The organism is Streptomyces paromomycinus, from assembly GCF_003865155.1.
GTDB classification, from domain to species: Bacteria; Actinomycetota; Actinomycetes; order Streptomycetales; family Streptomycetaceae; genus Streptomyces; species Streptomyces chrestomyceticus.
The window spans coordinates 3,474,473-3,496,704 of record NZ_BHZD01000001.1 but is presented as its reverse complement, the minus strand read 5'-3'; the positions used below and the strand labels follow the sequence as shown (position 1 = coordinate 3,496,704).

The following is a 22,232-nucleotide window of genomic DNA, read 5'->3' as shown; positions in this document are numbered from 1 at the left end:
ATGACGGACTGAGCCGGGGCACGGCCGGGGCCGTGGCCGCCGTACGCGGACGCAAGCGGCCGCCAGGGCTCCGGTTCCCCGCCGCGCTTCCGCCGCCCCGCCAGGGGCGGCTCCGATTAGCCGCGTCCGGCGTTCCGCGCCCCGCTCCGCACCCCGCTTCGCCCGTCCCCGGACGGACGGCCCCGGAGACCGGGTGCCGGACGCGTCCCGTACTGTCGTTCCATGCCACGCCGCACCGCGACGCTGCTCGCCTCTCTCGTGATGCTGATTGCGCTGATCTGCGCCGGGATGGTGATTCCCGTTCCGTATTCCGAGATGTACCCGGGGCCCACGACCAACACCCTGGGTGAGGACGAGGGCGAGCCGGTGCTCCAGATATCCGGCCACAAGACGTACCCGACCTCCGGCCACCTGGACATGGTCACCGTCCGGGTCACCGGCGCCGAGTACCGCATGAACCTCTTCGCCTCGGTCGTCGGCTGGCTCAAGCACGACAGCCTCGTGGTGCCCCACAAGACGCTCTACCCGGAGGGCCAGACGGCGGAGCAGTCCGACCAGCAGAACGCCGAGGAGTTCACCCAGTCCCTGGAGAGCGCCAAGGTCGCCGCGTTCAAGCAGCTGGACATCCCGGTGGGCTCCCAGACGGTCGTGGCATCCGTCGTCAAGGACGCCCCCGCGGACGGCAAGCTGCACGCCGGTGACGTGATCAAGGCCGTGGACGGTACGGCGGTCAAGGCCAACACGGACGTCGCCAAGCTGGTCACCCGGCACAAGCCGGGCGAGCCGGCGGTCTTCACGGTCATCCCGGCCAAGGAGGCGGCCGCGGCCCAGAAGAAGGGCAAGCGGCCCGAAGGCCCCACCAAGGACGTCGCCGTCACGACCGCCAAGGCGAAGGACAGCCGGTCCGTCGTGGGCATCCAGGCCGGTATCGACTACACCTTCCCGTTCAACGTCGACATCAAGCTGGCCGACGTCAGCGGCCCCAGCGCCGGACTGATGTTCGCCCTCGGGATCATCGACAAGCTCACGCCCGAGGACCTGACCGGCGGGAAGTTCGTGGCCGGTACGGGCACGATCGACGCCGACGGCAAGGTCGGCCCGATCGGCGGCATCGCGATGAAGGTGGTCGGCGCGCGCAACAAGGGCGCCGAGTACTTCCTCACACCCAAGGACAACTGCGCGTCCGTCGTCGACGACCACCCGGACGGCCTGCGCCTGGTCAAGGTGGACACCATCCGGGACGCGCTGAAGTCCCTGGAGAAGATCCGCAAGGGGGACACGGCCGGCCTGCCGAGCTGCCCCGCGAACAAGTAGGCGGCCGCGCGGCAGCCGCTGCCGCGCCCGCCCGTGGAGGACCCGTAGGAGGCCCGGCGGCGCCGCCCACGGCAGGCCCGGGCCGGGGCACCCGCCCCGGCCCCGGACGGGCCGCGGCGTCAGCTCTCGAAGGTGGCGGACAGCGCGTCCGCCAGCCCCGGCACGAGCTGCGAGCCGGTCAGCACCTCGGACGTGGCGTCCTTCTCCCGCAGCCGCAGCGCCGACTCGCGCGTGCCGTCCCGCAGCACCGCCACCGTCATCCGCACCTCCTGGCGGTCCGGGTGGCCGGCGACCCACTTCGCGAGCTGGGCCTCGTCCATGCCCTCCGGTACGGAGTCCTCGGCGGACGGCGGCAGCATCAGCCGCTCCACGGTCATCGCGCAGCCGGCCACCGCGTCCGGCCAGCCGATGGTGGCCAGGAACTCGTCCAGCGGGGCGCCGGCCGGGATCTCGTCCTGCTCGACCGGGGTCAGCGAGGCGGTGGTGGAGTCGTCGATACCGAGCTGTTCGGCGAGCGAGGGTTCCTGCTCGCGCAGCCGGGCGGTGTCCACGAGGGCGAAGAGACGGGCGGGCTGGTCCCAGCCGAGCCCGGCGGCGTACTCGTCGATTTCGAGTACGGCACGGGTCAGCGGGCTGGCGGCGAGGGGGGTGCCGTCGACGGGAAGGTTGTTCATGCTCAATATCGTGCCCTGCTGACCCCGGAAAACGGGAACCGAGTAAAGCCTTAGTAAGTTGCAACAGTGGGTCCTAGTATCGCCGGGCCTGCTCAACACGACAGCGAACTTCGAGGTGCGCACCTTGGCTTTCCAGATGCCGGACCGCGGCGGAGGCCCGACAGGGCCACGGATCAGAGTCGGCCGACCGTCCCGGCGGATCCGGACCCTGCTCATGACACTGGGCGTGCTGGCCGTGCTGGCCATGCTCTTCGTCATGTTCTCCGGGTTCTGGACCGACTGGCTCTGGTACCGGTCGGTCAAGTTCTCCTCGGTCTTCACCACCACGCTGTGGACGAAGATCGGACTGTTCGCCGCCTTCGGTGCCCTGATGGCCACCGCGGTCGGCGTCAACATCTGGCTGGCGCACCGGCTGCGGCCGCCGCTGAGCGCGATGTCCATGGAGCAGCAGAGCCTGGACCGCTACCGGATGGGCATCGCCCCGTACAAGAAGTGGGCGCTGCTCGCGGTCACCGCGGTGGTGGGCCTGATCGCCGGGGCCTCGGCCTCCGGCCAGTGGCGTACGTGGCTCCAGTGGGTGAACGGCGTGCCGTTCGGCCAGCAGGACCCCCAGTTCGGCAAGGACGTCGCGTTCTACGCCTTCGACCTGCCCTGGTACCGCTTCCTGCTCAGCTTCGGCTTCGCCTGCGCGGTGCTGTGCCTGATCGCCGCGGCGCTCACGCACTACCTGTACGGCGGCCTGCGCGTCACGAGCCCCGGCTCGCGCGCGACGGCCGCCGCCACCGGGCACCTCTCGGTGGTGCTGGGCATCTTCGTGTCGCTCAAGGCCGTCGCGTACTGGCTCGACCGGTACGGCCTGGCGGTGAAGTCCAGCGGGCTGAAGTCCGCCGACGGCTGGACCGGCCTGCGCTACGTGGACGCCAACGCCTACCTGCCCGCCAAGACGATCCTGTTCTTCATCGCGGCGATCTGCGCGGTGCTCTTCTTCGCGACGCTGTGGCGCCGTACCTGGCAGCTGCCGGTCATCGGCTTCGGCCTGATGGTGCTCTCCGCGGTCCTCATCGGCGGCCTGTACCCGGCCATCGTGCAGAAGTTCCAGGTCCAGCCGAACGAGCAGGCCAAGGAAGCGCCGTACATCAAGCAGAACATCAAGGCGACCCGCGACGCGTACGACATCGACGGTGTCGACGTGCAGAGCTACAACGGCAACTACAAGCCGAAGGACGACACGGACCGGCAGAAGCTGCGGGACGCCGCCGACACCACGGCGAGCGTGCGGCTGCTCGACCCGAACGTGGTCTCCCCGTCCTTCCAGCAGCGCCAGCAGGTCCGCAGCTACTACCAGTTCCCGTCGACGCTCGACGTCGACCGGTACAAGGACAAGGACGGCAAGGACCAGGACACCGTCATCGGCCTGCGTGAGCTGAACCTCAACGGCGTCTCCGAGCGGAACTGGATCAACGACCACTTCAAGTACACCCACGGGTTCGGCGCGGTGGCGGCCAAGGGCACCACGTTCGCCGAGGGCGGCGAGCCGGCCTACACCGAGAGCGAGCTGCCCTCGAAGGGCCAGTTCGGCCCGTACGAGCAGCGGGTGTACTACGGCGAGAAGACCACCCAGTACTCGATCGTGGGCGGGCCGCAGAAGGAGCTGGACTACTCCTCCGACAAGAGCGGCGAGAAGAGTTACAGCTACACCGGCAAGAGCGGGGTCAACCTCGCCAACCCGGTCAACCGCGCCGCCTACGCGGTCGCGTTCGGCGAGCCGCAGATCCTCTACTCGGGCGCCATCGGCGAGGGCTCGCGGATTCTGTACAACCGCACGCCCAAGGAGCGCGTGGAGGCGGTCGCCCCCTGGCTGACCATCGACGGGGACGCCTACCCGGCGGTCATCGACGGCCGGATCAAGTGGATCGTCGACGCCTACACGACGAGCAACGGCTACCCGTACGCCTCGCGCACCACGCTCGGCGACACCACAGCCGACTCGCTCACCGACGGTCAGCGGGCGGTCGTCGCCCAGCAGAACCAGGTCAATTACATCCGCAACTCGGTCAAGGCCACGGTCGACGCCTACGACGGCTCGGTCAAGCTCTACGAGTGGGACACCAAGGACCCGGTCCTGAAGACCTGGATGAAGTCGTTCCCGGGGACGGTCGAGAAGAAGAGTTCCATCAGCAAGTCCCTGATGGAGCACATGCGCTACCCGCAGGACCTGTTCAAGGTGCAGCGCCAGCTGCTGACGACGTACCACGTCACCGACCCGAACACCTTCTACACGGGCAGCGAGCGCTGGCAGGTCCCGAACGACCCGACGAACAAGTCGGGCAACTCGGTGCCGCCGTACTACCAGAGCCTGAAGATGCCGGACCAGAAGGCCCAGACCTTCGCGCTCACCACGACGTTCACCCCCAACAAGCGGGACAACCTGGGGGCGTTCATGGCGGTCGACGCCAATGCCACCAGTGGTGACTACGGCAAGATCAGAGTGCTGAAACTGCCGTCCCAGACACCGGTGCCGGGACCGCAGCAGGTGCAGTCGAAGTTCAACTCCGATCCGAAGATCGCCAACGAGCTGAACATCCTGAAGAAACTCGGTGACTCCGAGATCGAGTACGGCAACCTGCTGACGGTCCCGATGAACGGCGGCCTGCTGTACGTGGAGCCGGTCTACCTGCGCGGCGCGGGCACCAACTACCCGCTGCTGAAGAAGGTGCTGGTCAGCTACGGCGAGAACGACCCCGTGCTGGGCAACAACCTGGCCGAGGCGCTCGACGTCGTGTTCGGCAAGAAGCCTCCGGGCTCCGGCACGGAGCAGCCGCCGTCCGACGGCGGTGACACGGGGCAGCAGCCGCCCGCCGACCAGACGGTGCAACAGGCTCTCGATGACGCCGTGAAGGCGTACGAGGACGGCGAGAAGGCCCGCAAGGAAGGCGACTGGGCCGGCTACGGCGAGGCGCAGAAGAAGCTGAAGGCGGCCCTTGACCGGGCGGCCGAGGCGGAGAAGAAGTCCGCACAGAAGGGTGACGCCGGCAAGAACGGCGGTACCGGCGGAGGATGATTCCGCGGCCCGGCCCCTGGGCACCGACCAGCGGGCCGGGCACCCCCTCCGCGCCGTGGTACCGTGGACACACAACGGCGCGGGGTGGAGCAGCTCGGTAGCTCGCTGGGCTCATAACCCAGAGGTCGCAGGTTCAAATCCTGTCCCCGCTACTGAAGAACGAAGGCCCGGATCCTTGGGATCCGGGCCTTCGTCATGTGTGGCGCGACACGCCCGGACGGGCGCGCCTTTCCCAGATGTGAACGGACGTGGAGGAGAACGGAGTTTGGCATGTCTCTGTATCGGGAAGTCGACAAAACGCTGTAGTGACCTCACTGGCTGCGGTATACCAGGTGTACGCGGGTTGCGGGTGGTGCGACGATGGCCCTCATGGGGGACAAGGCAAGGTTGTTGGAGACAGGCCGGTTTGTGCACGCGCCCGACGACGGGCGCGAATCCGGGACACCGGACGGACGGGACACCGTGCTTCCGGACCAGCGTGATGCCGACATGCCGCTGGACGTGATCGAGGCCGACGCCGCCGCGGAGGCGTCCGAAGCCGTGACCGAGGCCCACCACCGCCGGGCCGCCGAAGCCGGCGACACCGGGGCCATGAGCGTGCTGGGCGCGATGCTGCTGCGCCGCGGCGACCTGGACGGCGCCGAACCGTACCTGCGCTCCGCCACCGCGGCGGGCGACCGCGCGGCCGCCAACAACCTGGGCGTCCTGCTGCACCAGCGCGGGTACGCGGACGAGGCGGCGGGCTGGTGGCGGGTCGCCGCCGTCGCCGGGTCCGCCGCGGCCGCCCACGCGCTCGGCCGCTTCTACCGGGAGCGCGGCGACGAGCCCGCCGCCGAGTACTGGCTGCGTCAGTCTGCCGAGTCGGGGCACTGCCTCGGCGCGTACGCCCTCGCCGACCTCCTGGAGCACCGCGGCGACGTGGGCGCCGAACGCTGGTTCCGGGCCGCCGCCGAGCGGGGGCACCGCGAAGCCGCGTACCGCCTCGCCCGCCTGCTGGACGACCGCGCCAACGCCCTGGGCGGCGACGGCGTCCCGGACGCCGAGGCCGAGCAGTGGTACCGCCAGGCCGCCGCACGCGGGCACCGCCGCGCCGCGCTGCACCTGGGCACGCTCCTGGAGGAGCGCGGCGACACCCAGGAGGCCGGCCGCTGGTACCTGACCGCGGCCAAGGGCGGTGAGGCGCGGGCCGCCTGCGCCCTCGGCTTCCTGCTGCGCGACGCGGGCGACGAGGAGAGCGCCGCCGAGTGGTGGCGCCGCGCCGCCCAGGACGGCGACGGCAACGCCGCCAACGCGCTGGGCGCGCTGCACGCCGACCGCGGCGAGACACAGACCGCCGAGCGCTGGTACCGCGCCGCGCTGGACGCGGGTGACGTGAACGGCGCGTACAACATCGGCCTGCTCTGCGCCGAACAGGGCCGGGAGGGCCGTGGCGAGCAGTGGTACCGCCGCGCCGCCTACGCGGGCCACCGCGAGGCCGCCAACGCGCTCGCCATCATGCTGCTCCAGCGCGGCGACTCGGCGGGCGCCGAACCGTGGTTCTCCAAGGCCGCCGAGGCGGGCAGCGTGGACGCCGCCTTCAACCTCGGCATCCTGTACGCGGAGCGCGGCGCGGAGCGGATGGCGCACGAGTGGTACGAGCGTGCCGCCGCGGCCGGCCACACCGAGGCCGCGCTCCAGGTCGCCATCGTCCAACTGCGCGACGGAGACACAAAGGACGCCGAGCGGAACCTGCGCTGCGCGGCGGAAGGCGGCAGCGCCGAGGCCGCGTTCCGCCTCGCCGACCTGCTGGACCGCCGCGACGGCGGCGCGGTCGAGCGGCGGCAGGACGACGAGTGCACCCGGTGGTACGAGCACGCCGCGCGGCAGGGGCACCGGCGCGCCCAGGTTCGGGTTGGCATGTTCGCGGCGGCGCGGGGCGACGTGGTCGAGGCCGCGCGCTGGTACCGTGCCGCGGCCGAAGCGGGCAGCCGCAACGGCGCCTTCAACCTCGGTCTGCTGCTGGCCCGGGAGGGCAGTCTGCCCGAGGCCGCCCTGTGGTGGACCCGCGCCGCCGAGGACGGACACGGGCGCGCCGCGCTGCGCCTGGCCCTGCTCGCCGCCCGGCGCGGCGCACTCGCCGAGGGGCACCAGTGGTGCCGGCGGGCCGTGGAGCTGGGGCCGCCGGAGGTCGCGGAGCGCGCGGCGCGGCTGCGCGAGGCGCTCCAGGAGGAGCTGTCGGCGTGAGCGTGCTGTACGGGGTGGCGCGGGCCGCCCCGTACGGCGCCGCCGACCGTCGCCCGGCCCCGAGGACGCCGCCGGCCCGCTGGCCCTGAGGCAACGCAATGTGATTTGCGCTGGTCGTCGCGGTGCGGTTACAGTGGACACACAACGGCGCGGGGTGGAGCAGCTCGGTAGCTCGCTGGGCTCATAACCCAGAGGTCGCAGGTTCAAATCCTGTCCCCGCTACTGAAGACGAAGGCCCGGATTCCCAGGAATTCGGGCCTTCGTCGTATCCGGTCACGCTGTCGCGCTGCTCGGCACCTCATTCGCCGGTGCGTTCGCCCTTCGGGCCCCGGCCGCGCTCGGTGCGCGGTCCCCGGCTGCGCCACCCTTCCTCGCCCTGGAGGGTCTCGTTGGCCTCCTCGTTGGCGCGCTGATCGTTGATCCCGCTGTTCTCGGCGTCCTTGCGGAGCCGGGCGCGGCGCTTGTCGTAGTCCTTGCTGCCGGGCTCGGGCATGGCGGACCACCTCCTGGGCCCTGGGTGCCCAGGAGGGGCGGGTGAAAACTCGCCTACCGGGACGTACCTGGACGTGCCGGAAGGAGGCGGGATGCCCGGTTCAGCGGTGGGAGTGGCAGTTCGGGCAGATGCCCCGATACGTCACCGACACCTCGGAGACCTGGAAGCCGAACCGTTCCGGCACCGGCAGGGCGGCGAGCGGGTCGCTGTCCAGGTGTACGTCCCTTATGGTTCCGCACCGTGAGCACACCAGGTGCTGGTGGTCGTGGTGGGCGTTGGGGTCGTACCGCTTGGCGCGGCCGTCCGTGCTGACCTCCAGCACCTCGCCGAGCGAGACCAGCTCGCCCAGCGTGTTGTAGACGGTCGCGCGCGAGATCTCCGGCAGGCGCTCGGTCGCCTTCGCGTGCACCTCGTCGGCGGTGTAGTGGACGTGGTCCCCGTCGAGGACCTCGGCGACGACGCGTCGCTGCGCGGTCAGCCGCCAGCCGCGTCCCCGGAGTCGTTCCAGCAGGTCACTCATGCCAATCACCTATCAGTCAGATAAGGGCAAGGGTAGCAGTGGCTCGTCCATCACCGGATTCGGTACGAGTTTCGGGTTCTTCTTGACTTAGACATTGTCCAATGTAGGATCGGTTTCGGCGCAAGCCAAGGGCAGGTTCATGACTCAGGAGGCGCACGTGTCGGTACAGAGCAGCACCGGACCGCTGACCACGGAGGCCGGGGCTCCGGTCGCGGACAACCAGAACAGCGAGACGGCCGGCATCGGCGGGCCCGGACTCATCCAGGACCAGCTCCTGATGGAGAAGCTCGCGCACTTCAACCGCGAGCGCATCCCGGAGCGTGTGGTGCACGCCCGCGGCGCCGGCGCCTACGGCACCTTCACGGTGACCGCGGACGTCACGCGGTACACCCGTGCCAAGTTCCTCTCCGAGGTCGGCAAGCAGACCGAGACGTTCCTCCGGTTCTCCACGGTCGCGGGCAACCTCGGCTCCGCCGACGCGGTGCGCGACCCGCGCGGCTTCGCGCTGAAGTTCTACACCGAAGAGGGCAACTACGACCTCGTCGGCAACAACACCCCGGTGTTCTTCATCAAGGACGCCATCAAGTTCCCCGACTTCATCCACACCCAGAAGCGCGACCCGTACACGGGCTCGCAGGAGGCGGACAACGTCTGGGACTTCTGGGGCCTGTCGCCCGAGTCCACCCACCAGGTGACCTGGCTCTTCGGTGACCGCGGCATCCCCGCGTCCTACCGCCACATGGACGGCTTCGGCTCGCACACCTACCAGTGGAACAACGAGGCCGGCGAGGTCTTCTGGGTCAAGTACCACTTCAAGACCGACCAGGGCATCAAGTGCCTGACCCAGCCGGAGGCCGACAAGCTCGCCGGTGAGGACCCGGACAGCCACCAGCGCGACCTGCGCGAGTCCATCGAGCGCGGCGAGTTCCCGAGCTGGACCGTCCAGGTGCAGATCATGCCGGCCGCCGACGCCGCGACGTACCGCTTCAACCCGTTCGACCTGACCAAGGTCTGGCCGCACGCGGACTACCCGCCCATCGAGATCGGCAAGCTGGAGCTCAACCGCAACCCGGAGAACGTCTTCGCCGAGGTCGAGCAGTCGATCTTCTCCCCGCACCACTTCGTGCCGGGCATCGGCCCGTCGCCCGACAAGATGCTCCAGGGCCGGCTGTTCGCGTACGGCGACGCCCACCGCTACCGCGTCGGTATCAACGCCGACCACCTGCCGGTCAACCGCCCGCACGCCACCGAGGCCCGCTCGCACGGCCGCGACGGCGCGCTCTACGACGGCCGGCACGGCGGCGCGAAGAACTACGAGCCGAACAGCTTCGGCGGCCCGGTGGAGACCGGCCGGGCGATGTGGCAGCCGATCGCGGTGAGCGGCACCACCGGCGAGTCGGAGGCGCCCTCGCACGCCGAGGACAACGACTACGTGCAGGCCGGCAACCTGTACCGCCTGATGACGGAGGAGGAGAAGGAGCGTCTGGTCGGCAACCTGGCCGGCTTCATCTCCAAGGTCTCGCGCGACGACATAGCCCAGCGCGCGATCGAGAACTTCCGCAAGGCGGACCCCGACTACGGCAAGCGGCTGGAGGCCGCGGTCCAGGCCCTGCGCGGCTGACCCTTCCCTTGCCGTAACACCGAAGAGGCCGGACGCCGATGGGCTCCGGCCTCTTCGCGTGCACGCGGGCGGGCGGGCGGCCGCGCGCCGGCCGCAGTACGCCTGCGCTCCGGCCGCCGTACGCCCGCACGCCGTCATCCCTGGGCCGGAGGCGTCACACCGACGCCGGGCCCCTCACGCCGGTACGGGGCTGACCCGCTCCGCGCGCTGCTCCGGGACGGAGGCCCGGCACCGGATGATGTCGCGGACCGACACGATCCCCACCGGCTCCAGGTCGTCGAGCACGATGAGGTGCCGGAAGCCGCCGTGCACCATGGCGGCGGCGGCCTCGTCGAGCGTCCACTCCGGAGCGGCGAAGACCACGTCCGAGGTCGTGTGGGCCTGCGCGGTCTCCCGGTCCGGGTCCTCTCCCGCGCCCAGGGAGTTGAGGATGTCGCGCTCGGTGAGGATGCCGAGTCCGCTGGTGTCGGTGTCCAGGACGACGGCCGCGCCGACGCGCCGCGCCGCCATCAGACGGGCGGCCTGGCGCAGTGTGTGGGCGGGCCCGATGGTGAGGACCACCGTGCTCATGGCGTTGCGCACGTACATGGGCATGGAATGGAGCCACCTCCCTTGTCGCTTGCGGAGTGCACCTTGCGAAACGATTCACAAGTTCACAAGCTTCGGTGTTCTCATGTTCACATGCGCCCGGGAGAGCAACAAGGGGCGCGGAACGGACGGTTTCCGTTCGCACGCCCCCGGATGCCGGTTCGTATACGAGTTCGGGCCGGTCGGGGCCTCGGTTCAGGCCGGTCGGGGCCTCAGCGGCGCTCGTCGCCGATGTAGCTGAGCAGTTCCTCGTGCAGCAGGCCGTTGGAGGCCGCGGCGTTTCCGCTGTGCGGCCCCGGCACGCCGTCCAGGCCGGTGAACCGGCCGCCCGCCTCCTGCACGACGACGGCGCAGGCCGCCATGTCCCACAGTGACAGCTCCGGCTCCGCGCAGATGTCCACCGAGCCCTCGGCGACCATCATGTACGGCCAGAAGTCGCCGTAGCCACGGGTGCGCCAGCAGTCCCGGGACAGTTCGAGGAAGCCGGGCAGGCGGCCCTGCTCCTCCCAGCCGGTGAGGGAGGAGTACCCGAACGACGCGTCCTGGAGGCGGCTCACCCGCGAAGCCTGGAGCCGGGTGGCGGAGGTCAGGCTGCGGCCCGTGTACGCGCCGAGGCCCTCCGCCGCCCACCAGCGGCGGTTGAGCGCGGGCGCGGAGACGACGCCGACCACCGGACGGTCGCCGCCCTCGCCCCGCTCCATCAGGGCGATGAGCGTGGCCCAGACCGGCACCCCGCGCACATAGTTCTTCGTGCCGTCGATGGGATCGATGATCCAGCGGCGCGGGCCCGAGCCCTCGCTGCCGAACTCCTCGCCCAGGACGGCATCGCGCGGACGGGCGCGCTGCAGATGACCACGGATCAGTTCCTCGGCCGCCTTGTCGGCCTCGCTCACCGGAGTCATGTCCGGTTTGGTCTCGACCTTGAGGTCGAGTGCCTTGAACCGCTCCATGGTCGCGGCGTCGGCGGCGTCCGCCAGGACGTGGCCGAGGCGGAGGTCATCGTGATAGTCGGGCATGTGCGAACAGTATCGACTGGTCTCCGGCGCGAGCCACATGACGCCGGTTGCCCGGCGCGTACGGACCCTTGACAGCCCCTGGCGGCGAGTCAATTCTGTGCGGCACACCGGCCATCTGGGCCGGCGGCCTGGGAGGCGACGATGCCTACAGCGCGTGAATCCCTGCTGGACGCCGCCTACGCGGCGCTCGCGGCCAGGCCGTGGGCAGGAGTCCGGATGGTCGATGTCGCGGCCGAGGCCGGGGTGTCCCGGCAGACCCTCTACAACGAGTTCGGCAGCAAGGAGGGCCTGGCCAGGGCTCTGGTGCGGCGGGAGACGGAGGGCTACATCGCCGGGGTCACCCGGGCCCTGGCCGAACCGGGCGCCGGGCCGGGAGGGGCGGGCGGTGACGTGGAGGCCCGGGTGGTGGCCGCGGCGGCGTGGACCGTACGGGCCGCACGGACCAATCCGCTCGTACGGGCGGCGCTGACGGGCTGCTGGAGCGAGCGGCTGCCGGCCCCGGCGGGCGGAGTACCGGGACGGCGCGGACCGTACTCCGGCGGCGCGAGCAGCCAGCCGGGGGCGCGCGCGGACGGGCCCCCGCCGGGTCCGACCGACCTGGTGAGCCGGTTCAGCGACTGCGCGATGGCGGCGCTGGAGGCCGACTGGCCCAAGGAGAACCTCCCCGAACTGGGCACCGCCTGCGCCACCGCGGCCCGCCTCACCCTGTCGTACGTCGTCGCCCCCGCCGAGCCCGAGGACCTCACCCGTCAGCTCCACCGGGCCTTCGCCCATGCCGCCCATCGCGCCTGACCACTGACCGTCCACGGCCAGGACCAGCGGAAGCGCTGCTAGTGCGCCGACCCCGAAAGCTGAAGCCCGATCACGCCGACGATGACGAAGGCGATGGAGACCAGCTTGAGGGTGGAGACCAGGTCGCCGAGGAAGACCATGCCGTAGATGGCGGTGCCGGCGGCGCCGATGCCGGTCCACACCGCGTAGGCCGGGCCCACGTCGAGCTTCTTCAGCGAGAGGGTGAGCAGGCCGAAGCTGCCGAGCGCGAAGCAGGCGAAGGCGATGGTGGGCCAGAGCCGGGTGAAGCCGTGGGAGAGCTTGAGGCAGACCGCGAATCCCGTCTCCAGGAGCCCTGCCACCACGACGAGCAGCCACGCCATGTCCATGCCTCCGTACGGTCCGTGACCGCTTCGCCAGCCTTGGTGTGATTATGCATTTACCTCGGCGGCGGGGTAGCAAACGTGCGCGATCAGTCCCCTTCGCGTCGCTCCCGGGTGGCCAGCAGACGGCGTAGCGAGTACAGCCGCGCCGGATCCGCGTGGCCGTCGGCCACCCACTGGTCCAGGGCGCAGTCCGGCTCGTCGTGGCTGCACGCGCGCGGGCAGTCGGCGGTGCCGGGGACCAGGTCGGGGAAGGCGAGGATGACCCGGGCCGGGTCCACGTGGTGCAGCCCGAAGGAGCGGACGCCCGGGGTGTCGATGACCCAGCCCGAGTCGTCCGGCAGCGGGAGCGCGAGTGCGGAGGTCGTGGTGTGCCGGCCGCGGCCGGTCACCGCGTTGACGTGTCCGGTGGCCCGTGCGCGGTCCGGCACCAGCGCGTTGACGAGGGTGGTCTTGCCGACGCCGGAGTGCCCGACGAAGGCGGTCATGTGCCCGCGCAGCCGCTCCCTGACCCGGTCGGCGGCGGTGCCGTCGGCGAGTTCGTCGCGGTTGGTGACGATGTACGGGACGCCGATCGTGCCGTACGACTCCAGGAGGGTGTCGGGGGAGGCCAGGTCGGACTTGGTCAGGACCAGCAGCGGGTCCAGGCCCGCGTCGTACGCGGCGACCAGGCAGCGGTCGATCAGCCGCGGCCGCGGCTCCGGGTCGGCGAGCGCGGTGACGATCGCGAGCTGGTCGGCGTTGGCGACGACCACCCGCTCGAACGGGTCGTCGTCGTCCGCCGTGCGCCGCAGGGTGGAGCTGCGCGGCTCGACCCGGACGATCCGCGCCAGGGTGTCCTTCGCGCCGGACAGGTCGCCGACCACCGCGACCCGGTCGCCGACCACGGCGGACTTGCGGCCCAGTTCGCGCGCTTTCATCGCGATGACCGTGCGGTCCTCGATGAGGCAGGTGAGCCGGCCCCGGTCGACGGTCAGGACCAGGCCCTCGCTGGCGTCCTCGTGCTTGGGCCGGATGTTCGTACGGGGGCGGTTGCCCTTGCGGTTGGGGCGGACGCGGATGTCGTCCTCGTCGGGGTTCTTGCCGTAGCGCCGCATGGTCGAAAGAGCCTCAGCCTCTCCGCGCGGGGGCCGTGGCCTCGCCGAGCATGCCGGTCCACAGGGCGGGGAAGTCGGGCAGCGTCTTGGCGGTGGTCGCCACGTTCTCGACCTGCACGCCCGGTACGGCCAGGCCGATGACCGCGGCGGCGGTGGCCAGCCGGTGGTCCTCGTACGTGTGGAAGATGCCGCCGTGCAGCGGACGCGGCCGGATGTGCAGGCCGTCCTCGGTCTCCGTGACGTCACCGCCCAGCTCGTTGATCTCCTTGGTGAGCGCCGCCAGCCGGTCGGTCTCGTGCAGGCGCAGATGGGCGACGCCGCGCAGGGTGGAGGGGGAGTCGGCGAGGGCGGCCACCGCGGCGATGCCGGGGGTCAGCTCGCCGACCTCGCTCAGGTCCACGTCGATGCCCTGGACGCGGCCGGTGCCGGTGAAGGTCAGGCCGCGCTCGGTCAGCTCGCAGGAACCGCCCATGGCGGTGAAGATCTCCCGCAGCGCGTCACCGGGCTGGGTGGTGCGCTCGGGCCAGTCGGGAATGGTGACCCGGCCGCCGGTGACCAGCGCCGCCGCCAGGAACGGCTGGGCGTTGGACAGGTCCGGCTCGACGATCAGGTCGCGGCCGAGCAGGGCGCCGGGGGTGACCCGCCAGACGTTCGGCTCACCGCCGGACTCCGGGGTGTCCACCTGGGCGCCGACGCTGCGCAGCATGTCGACGGTCATCCGGATGTGCGGCATCGAGGGCAGTGCCGAGCCGACGTGCCGTACCTCGACGCCCTGGTTGAAGCGCGGCGCGGACAGCAGCAGCGCGCTGACGAACTGGGACGAGGAGGAGGCGTCGATCTCCACCGCGCCGCCCTCCAGGGCGCCGCCGCCGAACACCGTCATGGGCAGCGCGCCGCGGCCGTCGTCGTCGATCCGGGCACCGAGCGAGCGCAGCGCGTTGATCACGCCGTCGAGCGGGCGCTCGTAGGAGCGCGGGTCGCCGTCGAAGCGGATGGCGCCGTCGGCGAGGGCCGCGACCGGGGGCAGGAAGCGCATGACCGTACCGGCGTTGCCGACGTCGACGGTGGCCGGGCCGTGCAGACCGGCCGGGATCACCCGCCACGCCTCGCCGCCGCCGCCGTCCGCGCCGGCCGTCGCGGCGGCGCTGGAGGGGGCGGTCTCCTCGATGCCGACGCCCATCGTGCGCAGCGCCTCGGCCATCAGCAGGGTGTCCCGGGAGCGCAGCGGCCGGCGCAGCCAGCCGGGCTCGGAGGACAGGGCGGCGAGGACGAGGCCACGGTTGGTGACCGATTTGGAGCCGGGCACGGTGACGGTGGCGTCGACCGCTCCGGCAGCGACGGGGGCGGGCCAGAGGGCGGGATGCACGGGGCTCTCGGTCATGCCCCTCACTTTAATGGCTGGGACAGGGTGCAGATCTTGATCAAAAGTGGCGCAACCTGCAGGAAACACGGCACTGATAGTGCAGGCCGGGTCACTGTCCGGCGCCGCGCTCCCGACGACGCGCTCCGGGGCGCATCCCGAGGGCACCGGTGCCCCTTCCGTACCGTACGGGCGCGAGGGCACGACACGCGCCCGGAAGGCGGGCACCGGCGCACGGCTCGCGCCCGGGGGCGGGCACCGGCGCACGGCCCTTACCGGTTCAGAGATTCAGCAGCCACCGGCCGCCGCCGGCCAGCGAGCTCAGCGTCACGAGGTGGAAGAGGCCCAGCCAGACGGCCGCCGGTACCCGGGTGAGCCGGGCCAGCTGGTCGGGGTCGGAGTCCCCGGCCCGGCCGCGGCGCCGCTTGCCCTGGAGCTCGAAGGGCGGCCGTACGCCGCCGAGCAGCAGGAACCACACCACCGCGTACGCGAATGCCGCCTGTACGTCGGGAGTGGTGAGCCAGGAGACGAGGAAGAAGGCGGCCCCGGAGAGCACGACGGTCAGCACGCCGTACGCGTTGCGGATCATCAGCAGCATCGCGGCGAGCAGTACGACGGCGCCCCACAGCAGCGCCGTGATGTGCCCGGAGGCCAGCAGCCAGGCGCCGAGCAGTCCCAGCAGGGACGGTGTGACGTACCCGGCGGCCGCGGTGAGGATCATGCCGAGGCCGGTCGGCTTGCCGCGCGAGACCGTCAGCCCCGACGTGTCGGAGTGCAGCCGGATGCCGGACAGCCGGCGGCCGCTGAGCAGGGCGACGAGCCCGTGGCCGCCCTCGTGGGCGATGGTGACGGCGTTACGGGACAGCCGCCAGGCGCGGTACGGGACGATGGCGCCGAGGGCGAGCACCGCGGTGACCAGCACGAGCCAGGGCGGCGGGTCGGGCTGGATGCCGAAAACCCTGTCCCATACGTCGGTGATATGACCGGTGTCCATCTCTCCCCTTGGTGTGGCGTGGCACTGTGGCATACATGTGCGGACGGTATGCAGCGAGTCGCGGCCCCGAGGATCTGGTGGGGCTCTTCGAGGTCGAGAAGTGGGAGCCGGAAGAGGCCCTGGCGCCCGACTGGAACATCGCCCCGACGAAGAACGTCCACGCGGTGCTCGAACGTCCCCTTAAAGACGCGGAAGACCGTCGTCCGGTTCGCCAGTTGCGCAGACTGACCTGGGGGCTGGTCCCGTCCTGGGCGAAATCGCCCGATGTCGGGGTCAAGATGATCAACGCACGGGCGGAGACGGTGCACGAGAAGCCCTCGTTCCGGCGGCCGTTCGCGGCCCGCCGCTGCCTGCTGCCCGGCGACGGCTACTACGAGTGGGTCACCGCCGCGGCCGAACGGCAGCTGGAGGAGCAGGGCAAGAAGAAGCGGCCGCGCAAGCAGCCGTACTTCGTCACACCGGCGGACGGCCAGGTGATGGCGCTGGCCGGGCTCTACGAGTTCTGGCGCGACCGCACCCTGCCCGACGACCACCCGCAGGCCTGGTGGGTGACCTGCACGGTCGTCACCACCGAGGCCGAGACCACCCCGCTGGCGAACGCGGACGGCGGCGAGGGCCCGCAGACGCTCGCCGACATCCACCCCCGGATGCCGCTGGTCATGACGCCCGACAAGTGGGACGCCTGGCTCGACCCGGCCCGTACGGACGTGGCCGACCTGCTGCCGCTGCTCGCGCCGCCGCCCGCCGGGCTGATGCGCGCGTACCCGGTCCCCACCGAAGTGAGCAACGTCCGCAACAACGGCCCGGAGCTGGTCAAGGAGCTGGCGGCGCCGGAGGCGGGCACGCTGTTCTGAGGGCCGGGGCGCCCGCCGCCCGCCGCACGTGGCACCGGCCCGCCGCGCGCCCCCGTACGGCACCGGGCGCGCGGGGCGGCAGGATGAGGGCGTGAGCGAAACAGTTGAGACTCCTGTGGGTGAGGCGCGCATCACCTGGCACCCGGCGAAGGGCGCGCGGGCCGTCCTCGCCGTCAGCCACGGCGCCGGCGGCGGCATCGAGGCACGCGACCTGCGCGCGCTGGCGGCGGAGCTGCCCGCGCGCGGCTACACCGTGGCGCTGGTCGAGCAGCCGTGGCGGGTGGCCGGCAAGAAGCTGGCACCGGCTCCCAAGACGCTGGACACCGCCTGGACCGCACTGTGGCCCGCCCTGGAGAAGCCCGGCCTGCCGGTCGTCGCTGGCGGACGCAGCGCCGGGGCGCGCGTGGCCTGCCGCACGGCGCGCGGTCTGGGCGCGCACGGCGTACTGGCGTTGAGCTTCCCGCTGCACCCGCCGGGCAAGCCCGAGAAGTCGCGCGCGGACGAGCTGACCGGTGCCGGACTGCCGACGCTGGTGGTGCAGGGCGGCCGGGACCCGTTCGGGCGGCCGCCGGAGTTCCCGGAGGGCACCCGCGTCGTCGAGGTGCCGTACGGGGACCACGGTTTCGCCGTACCGAAGAAGGCGGACCTCGACGAGCCGGCGGCGATGGCCGTGATCACGGACGCGGCGGGGGAGTGGCTGGACGGGCTGTTCGCCTGACCCGGACCGGACGGACTGGTCGCCCGACCCGGCGGAGAGCCGGGCCGTACGCCCTCAGTCCTCCTTGTCCTGGCCGCGCGGCCGGGCGCGTACGTGCATCCGCTCGCCCTGCCGCCCGAAGAGGCTGAGCACCTCCACCGGTTCGCCGCCCGCCGGTCCGAACCAGTGCGGCAGCCGGGTGTCGAACTCCGCCGCCTCGCCGGAGCGCAGCACCACGTCCCGGTCCGCGAGCAGCAGCCGCAGCCGCCCGGAGAGCACGTACAGCCACTCGTAGCCCTCATGGGTGCGCAGGTCGGGCTCGCCCGCCACCGGATCGATGACCAGCTTGTACGCCTGGAGTCCGCCGGGCTGCCGGGTCAGCGGCACGACCGTCATGTGCGCCCGGCGCTGCGGCACCGCGCGCACCCGCGGATCGCCCACCTCCGGCGCGCCGACCAGCTCGTCCAGCGGCACCTGATGGGCCTGGGCGAGCGGCAGCAGCAGTTCGAGCGTGGCCTTGCGGCCGCCCGATTCGAGGCGGGAGAGGGTGCTCACCGAGATGCCCGTCGTCTCCGAGAGGGCGGTGAGCGTGACCCCTCTGTCCTGCCGCAGCCGCCGCAGCCGCGGCCCCACGTTCGTCAGCACCCGTTCGTACGCCTTGTCGTCCATCTCTTCATTGCTGAAGCGGCAAGCCGTTTTGTCAAGTGTGCCCCGGACGCACGGCCTGTTCCGGCGGGCTCCGTGACCATGCTCACGGCGCGGCTCCGCGGGGCGGGAATGACGTGCGGGGTGCGGCTGTTGTGCCGGTTGTAGGAACGCCGAGGGAATCTTCGAAGAAGTGGGGTCCGCCGCATGGGAATCGCTTGCCCAGCCCGCCCGCAGGCCGCTGACCTGCAGTGGTCACAGCTGAGGGGCGCCCAGGCCGCCATGGCTGGAGCGGCGGCGATACCGGATCGTCGTCTATTCTCCGAATCGAGCGGGTCCGCGTCCGGATCCGTCACGGTGTTGGAGGAGGTGGGTCCGGTCACCGGTACCGACGCAGGGACCGACGGTACGGCTGAGGAGCACGCTGGCCACGGGAAGCGGGAGACGGACGCCGAGCGCAACGCGCGCTTCGAGCGGGACGCGCTCACCTTCCTGGACCAGATGTATTCGGCCGCGCTGCGCATGACGCGCAACCCGGCCGATGCGGAGGACCTGGTTCAGGAGACGTATGCGAAGGCGTATGCGTCCTTCCACCAGTTCCGTGAGGGAACGAACCTCAAGGCGTGGCTGTACCGCATCCTCACGAACACCTTCATCAACTCCTATCGCAAGAAGCAGCGCGAACCCCAGCGCAGTGCCGCCGAGGAGATCGAGGACTGGCAGCTGGCGCGCGCCGAGTCGCACATGTCCACGGGCCTGCGGTCCGCCGAGTCCCAGGCGCTGGACCACCTGCCCGACTCCGACGTGAAGGCGGCCCTCCAGGCCATTCCGGAGGAGTTCCGCATCGCGGTCTATCTCGCGGACGTCGAGGGCTTTGCGTACAAGGAGATCGCCGACATCATGGGTACACCCATCGGCACGGTGATGTCCCGTCTGCACCGCGGCCGGCGCCAACTGCGCGGCATGCTGGAGGATTACGCCCGTGAGCGCGGGCTGGTCCCCGCCGGGGCAGGCGCTGCGTCCGCGCAGTCGTCGCAGTCGCACGATCGGAAAGGCTCGGGATCATGAGCTGCGGAGAGCCGCACGAGAAGGACTGCTCAGAGGTCCTCGACCACCTGTACGAGTACCTCGACCGGGAGATGCCGGCCGGTGAGTGCGAGAAGTTCCAGGAGCACTTCGACGAATGCTCGCCCTGCCTGGAGAAGTACGGGCTGGAGCAGGCCGTCAAGAAGCTCGTCAAGCGCTGCTGCGGCCATGACGACGTCCCGGTCGACCTGCGGTCGAAGGTGATGGGCCGGATCGACCTGATCCGCGCGGGCGAGGCCGTGCCCGAGCAGAGCGTGCTCGAACAGGCCAAGCAGGAGCAGGCGGCGGCCCGTGCCGCCGCGGCCGCCAAGGCCCCCGAGCAGGCGTCCGGGCCCGGTCCGGACAGCGCGCTCGACGCGCGTGGTGAGACCGCGCGGGCCGAATAGCGCGGCGTATCACCCCAAGGGGTGAGGGGCGGGACGGTTCGTCCCGCCCGATCCACTGATCCGCCCTTTCACCGCCGGGCCGCCCGTTCGCCGCCGGACCGCCGCGACTTTGCCGCCCGCCGGTCGCCCACAGGGGCTCAACTTCCCTACGTCCAGCCGCCGTTCCCGTACGGCAGGCCGCCGTTCCGTCTGCCCTGCCGCATGCCTCGGCGGCCTCCCGGGACGAGCCCCGGCCCGGGAGACCCCCGTTCCCGGACTCCCGCACCGGTCCACGACGGCTCCCCGCACACATCCCCCCGGGGGCCCGTCTGCGGATCCCCCCGCGGGCCCGTCTGCGATCCCCGCACAGATCCTCGCAAAGGCCCGCGCAAGGTCATGGAACCGATGGGTAATGAGCGGTGCCGGAGATGGGCATGGTTGGATGCGAAGGAACCCCCACGAACGGGGATTCAGGGGGACGGCGAAAGGCAAGGAGCCGGTGAGGGGGACGGCGGCGGGCCGCGGGCGGCGCGGCAACCGGGCTGAGCCCGGCGGCAATCTGTGGCAGGTTGTCGAGTGGGCCCTCGAACGGCCCCCGGCCCCCGTCCGGGGCGGCATCCAGGAAGCAACCAGCAGGCGGGAATCGTGAAGATCTTCGGCAAGGTACGGCACCGGCCCTCCGCCTCGTGGCGGCAGGCGACCGACCGCGCTTTCACGCTGATCGGTGACGGCCGTTACGAGGATGCGGGCGCGCTGCTGACGCGGGCGGCCGACATGGAGCCGTGGCTGTCGGAGTCCTGGTTCAACCTCGCGCTGCTGCACAAGTTCCGGCATGACTGGGAGCAGGCGCGCGCCGCCGGACTGCGCGCGGTCGCCCTGCTGGACCGCGAGGCCGGCGCCCCCGACTGGTGGAACGTGGGCATCGCCGCCACCGCCCTGCAGGACTGGCCGCTGGCCCGGCGGGCCTGGCAGGCATACGGCCTGAAGGTCCCCGGCGAGGGGTCACCGTCCGCCGAACCGGTCGGCATGGAGCTGGGCAGCGCCGCCGTGCGCCTCTCGCCCGAGGGCGAGGCCGAGGTGGTCTGGGGCCGCCGGCTGGACCCGGCCCGGATCGAGGTGCTCTCCATCCCGCTGCCGTCCTCCGGGCGGCGCTGGGGCGAGGTCGTCCTGCACGACGGCGTCCCGAACGGCGAGCGGACGACCGCGGCGGGCCCGTCCTTCCCGGTGTTCGACGAGATCGAGCTGTGGGCGCCCTCCCCGGTCCCCACCTGGGTGGTGCTCCTGGAGGCCGCCACGGAGGCCGACCGGGACGCCCTGGAGCGGCTGGCCGCCGACGCGGGCTTCGCCGCCGAGGACTGGTCGTCGTCCGTACGCCTGCTGTGCCGTACGTGCTCGGAGAGCCGGATGCCCAGTGACGAGGGCGAGGGCGAGCACCTGGACCCGCACGACCACAGCGAACCGGGCCACCCGGGGCCGCTGGGCCACCGCACGGCGGGCTCCGGCTCGCTGTGGGTGCCGGAGCGCGAGTGCGGCATCGCGGCCCCTGCCGGGCTGGTGCGCGGCCTGCTGGACGGCTGGGTCGCGGACAGCCCGGACACGCGGGAGTGGCGGGACCTCGAAGAGGTCTGCTGACGGCCGGCGGCCGCACGGACCGGCGCCCGGCACGCCGCGCGCTCCCGGCACCTCGCGCGTTCCCGGCATCCCGCGCGCTCCCGGCATCCCGCCCGGCCGGAACCGGACGCGGTCTCCGCGAGCCCGCAGGGCGCCCCGCGTAGGCTGGAGGGCGAAGATTTCGGGTTTCCAGGAAGGCGTACGGCGGACATGGCGCAACAGCCTGTTTTTGACCACAACGAGGAGCGGGCGGCGGAGGGCTTCGTCGACGACGTCACCGGCGCGGCGGAGCGGGAGGAGGCGCACCGCGGGCGCGGCACGTCCCGCCCGATCACCGTCGTCGGCAACCCGGTGCTGCACAAGGAGTGCAAGAACGTCACCGAGTTCGACGACGAGCTCGCCCAGCTCGTGGACGACATGTTCGCCAGCCAGCGCACGGCCGAGGGCGTGGGCCTGGCCGCCAACCAGATCGGCGTGGACCTGAAGGTCTTCGTCTACGACTGCCTGGACGACGAGGGCGTACGGCACGTCGGCGTGGTCTGCAACCCGGTCCTGGACGACCTGCCGGTCGAGCGCCGGGTGCTGGACGACTCCAACGAGGGCTGCCTGTCGGTGCCGGGCGCGTACGCGGAGCTGGCCCGCCCGGACTACGCGGTCGTCCGTGGCCAGGACACCAAGGGCAACCCGATCGTGGTCCAGGGCACCGGCTACTTCGCGCGCTGCCTCCAGCACGAGACCGACCACCTGTACGGCTACCTGTACATCGACCGGCTCTCCAAGCGCGACCGCAAGGACGCGCTGAAGCAGATGGCCGAGCGCGAGCCGCGCTACCCCGTCGTCGCCAACGACTGAGCGGCGG

Annotated in this window: 21 protein-coding genes and 2 tRNA genes; 13 read left to right on the top strand and 10 right to left on the bottom strand. The window is 71.6% G+C overall.

The genetic code is table 11. From position 1 onward, the window contains the following. The first annotated feature begins 222 nt into the window (after window positions 1-222). Window positions 223-1,314: a YlbL family protein gene (locus OEIGOIKO_RS14185; protein WP_125054356.1), complete on the top strand. Its 1,092-nt coding sequence runs from the start codon at window positions 223-225 to the stop codon at window positions 1,312-1,314. 119 nt (window positions 1,315-1,433) lie between these two features. Here OEIGOIKO_RS14185 and OEIGOIKO_RS14180 read toward each other — a convergent pair whose 3' ends face one another. Continuing rightward, a complete protein-coding gene (locus tag OEIGOIKO_RS14180) occupies window positions 1,434-1,988 on the bottom strand; it encodes a PPA1309 family protein (protein ID WP_125054355.1) in 555 nt (184 codons plus the stop codon). Between the two features lie 136 nt (window positions 1,989-2,124). Here OEIGOIKO_RS14180 and OEIGOIKO_RS14175 point away from each other — a divergent pair, with 136 nt between their 5' ends. The 4 genes from OEIGOIKO_RS14175 to OEIGOIKO_RS14160 all read left to right on the top strand — a co-directional run bounded on the left by OEIGOIKO_RS14175 (window position 2,125) and on the right by OEIGOIKO_RS14160 (window position 7,494). Continuing rightward, window positions 2,125-5,049, top strand: coding sequence for a UPF0182 family membrane protein (locus OEIGOIKO_RS14175; RefSeq protein ID WP_125058686.1), 2,925 nt, complete (start codon window positions 2,125-2,127; stop codon window positions 5,047-5,049). A 78-nt stretch (window positions 5,050-5,127) separates the two neighbouring features. Beyond that, window positions 5,128-5,201, top strand: a tRNA-Met gene (locus OEIGOIKO_RS14170). Between the two features lie 208 nt (window positions 5,202-5,409). Next, complete coding sequence (locus OEIGOIKO_RS14165) at window positions 5,410-7,272, top strand: tetratricopeptide repeat protein (protein ID WP_174857158.1); 1,863 nt, start codon at window positions 5,410-5,412, stop codon at window positions 7,270-7,272. Window positions 7,273-7,420: 148 nt separating this feature from the next. Next, window positions 7,421-7,494: transfer RNA gene (locus OEIGOIKO_RS14160), tRNA-Met, on the top strand. 76 nt (window positions 7,495-7,570) lie between these two features. Here the strand turns inward: OEIGOIKO_RS14160 and OEIGOIKO_RS14155 are convergent. Next, window positions 7,571-7,765, bottom strand: a complete 195-nt coding sequence (locus OEIGOIKO_RS14155) for a hypothetical protein (RefSeq protein ID WP_125054354.1) — start codon at window positions 7,763-7,765, stop codon at window positions 7,571-7,573. A gap of 100 nt (window positions 7,766-7,865) precedes the next feature. Next, window positions 7,866-8,285, bottom strand: coding sequence for a Fur family transcriptional regulator (locus tag OEIGOIKO_RS14150; protein ID WP_125054353.1), 420 nt, complete (start codon window positions 8,283-8,285; stop codon window positions 7,866-7,868). 139 nt (window positions 8,286-8,424) lie between these two features. Here OEIGOIKO_RS14150 and OEIGOIKO_RS14145 point away from each other — a divergent pair, with 139 nt between their 5' ends. After that, complete coding sequence (locus OEIGOIKO_RS14145; RefSeq protein WP_125054352.1) at window positions 8,425-9,906, top strand: catalase; 1,482 nt, start codon at window positions 8,425-8,427, stop codon at window positions 9,904-9,906. Between the two features lie 174 nt (window positions 9,907-10,080). On the opposite strand, the gene OEIGOIKO_RS14140 is transcribed toward OEIGOIKO_RS14145, so the two are convergent. Both OEIGOIKO_RS14140 and hisN read right to left on the bottom strand, forming a co-directional pair. Next, window positions 10,081-10,494, bottom strand: coding sequence for a CBS domain-containing protein (locus OEIGOIKO_RS14140; RefSeq protein ID WP_125058684.1), 414 nt, complete (start codon window positions 10,492-10,494; stop codon window positions 10,081-10,083). 212 nt (window positions 10,495-10,706) lie between these two features. Continuing rightward, window positions 10,707-11,510 carry a histidinol-phosphatase gene (hisN, locus tag OEIGOIKO_RS14135; RefSeq protein ID WP_125054351.1) on the bottom strand — a complete coding sequence of 268 codons (804 nt, stop codon included), beginning with the start codon at window positions 11,508-11,510 and terminating at the stop codon, window positions 10,707-10,709. Between the two features lie 141 nt (window positions 11,511-11,651). Here hisN and OEIGOIKO_RS14130 point away from each other — a divergent pair, with 141 nt between their 5' ends. Beyond that, on the top strand, window positions 11,652-12,302 hold the full coding sequence (locus OEIGOIKO_RS14130; RefSeq protein ID WP_125054350.1) for a TetR/AcrR family transcriptional regulator: 651 nt from the start codon (window positions 11,652-11,654) through the stop codon (window positions 12,300-12,302). A gap of 38 nt (window positions 12,303-12,340) precedes the next feature. Here OEIGOIKO_RS14130 and OEIGOIKO_RS14125 read toward each other — a convergent pair whose 3' ends face one another. From OEIGOIKO_RS14125 to OEIGOIKO_RS14110, 4 genes are all read right to left on the bottom strand, one after another. After that, window positions 12,341-12,664 carry a DMT family transporter gene (locus OEIGOIKO_RS14125; protein WP_030022114.1) on the bottom strand — a complete coding sequence of 108 codons (324 nt, stop codon included), beginning with the start codon at window positions 12,662-12,664 and terminating at the stop codon, window positions 12,341-12,343. An 89-nt stretch (window positions 12,665-12,753) separates the two neighbouring features. Then, the gene (rsgA, locus tag OEIGOIKO_RS14120; RefSeq protein WP_125054349.1) at window positions 12,754-13,761 is read right to left on the bottom strand and encodes a ribosome small subunit-dependent GTPase A; all 1,008 of its coding nucleotides are present in this window, start codon (window positions 13,759-13,761) and stop codon (window positions 12,754-12,756) included. Window positions 13,762-13,774: 13 nt separating this feature from the next. Next, window positions 13,775-15,142 (bottom strand): 3-phosphoshikimate 1-carboxyvinyltransferase, encoded by a 1,368-nt coding sequence (gene aroA, locus OEIGOIKO_RS14115; RefSeq protein WP_125054348.1) that lies wholly within the window; start codon window positions 15,140-15,142, stop codon window positions 13,775-13,777. 259 nt (window positions 15,143-15,401) lie between these two features. Next, window positions 15,402-16,115, bottom strand: coding sequence for a M50 family metallopeptidase (locus OEIGOIKO_RS14110; protein WP_125045074.1), 714 nt, complete (start codon window positions 16,113-16,115; stop codon window positions 15,402-15,404). Between the two features lie 35 nt (window positions 16,116-16,150). Here OEIGOIKO_RS14110 and OEIGOIKO_RS14105 point away from each other — a divergent pair, with 35 nt between their 5' ends. Beyond that, a complete protein-coding gene (locus OEIGOIKO_RS14105; RefSeq protein WP_125054347.1) occupies window positions 16,151-16,969 on the top strand; it encodes an SOS response-associated peptidase in 819 nt (272 codons plus the stop codon). A 91-nt stretch (window positions 16,970-17,060) separates the two neighbouring features. Then, window positions 17,061-17,687, top strand: coding sequence for an alpha/beta hydrolase family protein (locus OEIGOIKO_RS14100; RefSeq protein WP_125054346.1), 627 nt, complete (start codon window positions 17,061-17,063; stop codon window positions 17,685-17,687). 54 nt (window positions 17,688-17,741) lie between these two features. Here OEIGOIKO_RS14100 and OEIGOIKO_RS14095 read toward each other — a convergent pair whose 3' ends face one another. After that, complete coding sequence (locus OEIGOIKO_RS14095) at window positions 17,742-18,335, bottom strand: helix-turn-helix domain-containing protein (RefSeq protein ID WP_125054345.1); 594 nt, start codon at window positions 18,333-18,335, stop codon at window positions 17,742-17,744. A gap of 345 nt (window positions 18,336-18,680) precedes the next feature. Here OEIGOIKO_RS14095 and OEIGOIKO_RS14090 point away from each other — a divergent pair, with 345 nt between their 5' ends. From OEIGOIKO_RS14090 to def, 4 genes are all read left to right on the top strand, one after another. Continuing rightward, a complete protein-coding gene (locus OEIGOIKO_RS14090) occupies window positions 18,681-19,379 on the top strand; it encodes a sigma-70 family RNA polymerase sigma factor (RefSeq protein ID WP_218040057.1) in 699 nt (232 codons plus the stop codon). Continuing rightward, window positions 19,376-19,783 carry a mycothiol system anti-sigma-R factor gene (gene rsrA / locus OEIGOIKO_RS14085; RefSeq protein ID WP_125054343.1) on the top strand — a complete coding sequence of 136 codons (408 nt, stop codon included), beginning with the start codon at window positions 19,376-19,378 and terminating at the stop codon, window positions 19,781-19,783. Before OEIGOIKO_RS14090 ends, rsrA begins: the two co-directional genes overlap by 4 nt. A 624-nt stretch (window positions 19,784-20,407) precedes the next feature. Beyond that, on the top strand, window positions 20,408-21,394 hold the full coding sequence (locus tag OEIGOIKO_RS14080) for a tetratricopeptide repeat protein (RefSeq protein ID WP_031001132.1): 987 nt from the start codon (window positions 20,408-20,410) through the stop codon (window positions 21,392-21,394). Between the two features lie 189 nt (window positions 21,395-21,583). Further along, window positions 21,584-22,225 carry a peptide deformylase gene (def, locus tag OEIGOIKO_RS14075; RefSeq protein ID WP_125054342.1) on the top strand — a complete coding sequence of 214 codons (642 nt, stop codon included), beginning with the start codon at window positions 21,584-21,586 and terminating at the stop codon, window positions 22,223-22,225. Window positions 22,226-22,232: the final 7 nt, after the last annotated feature.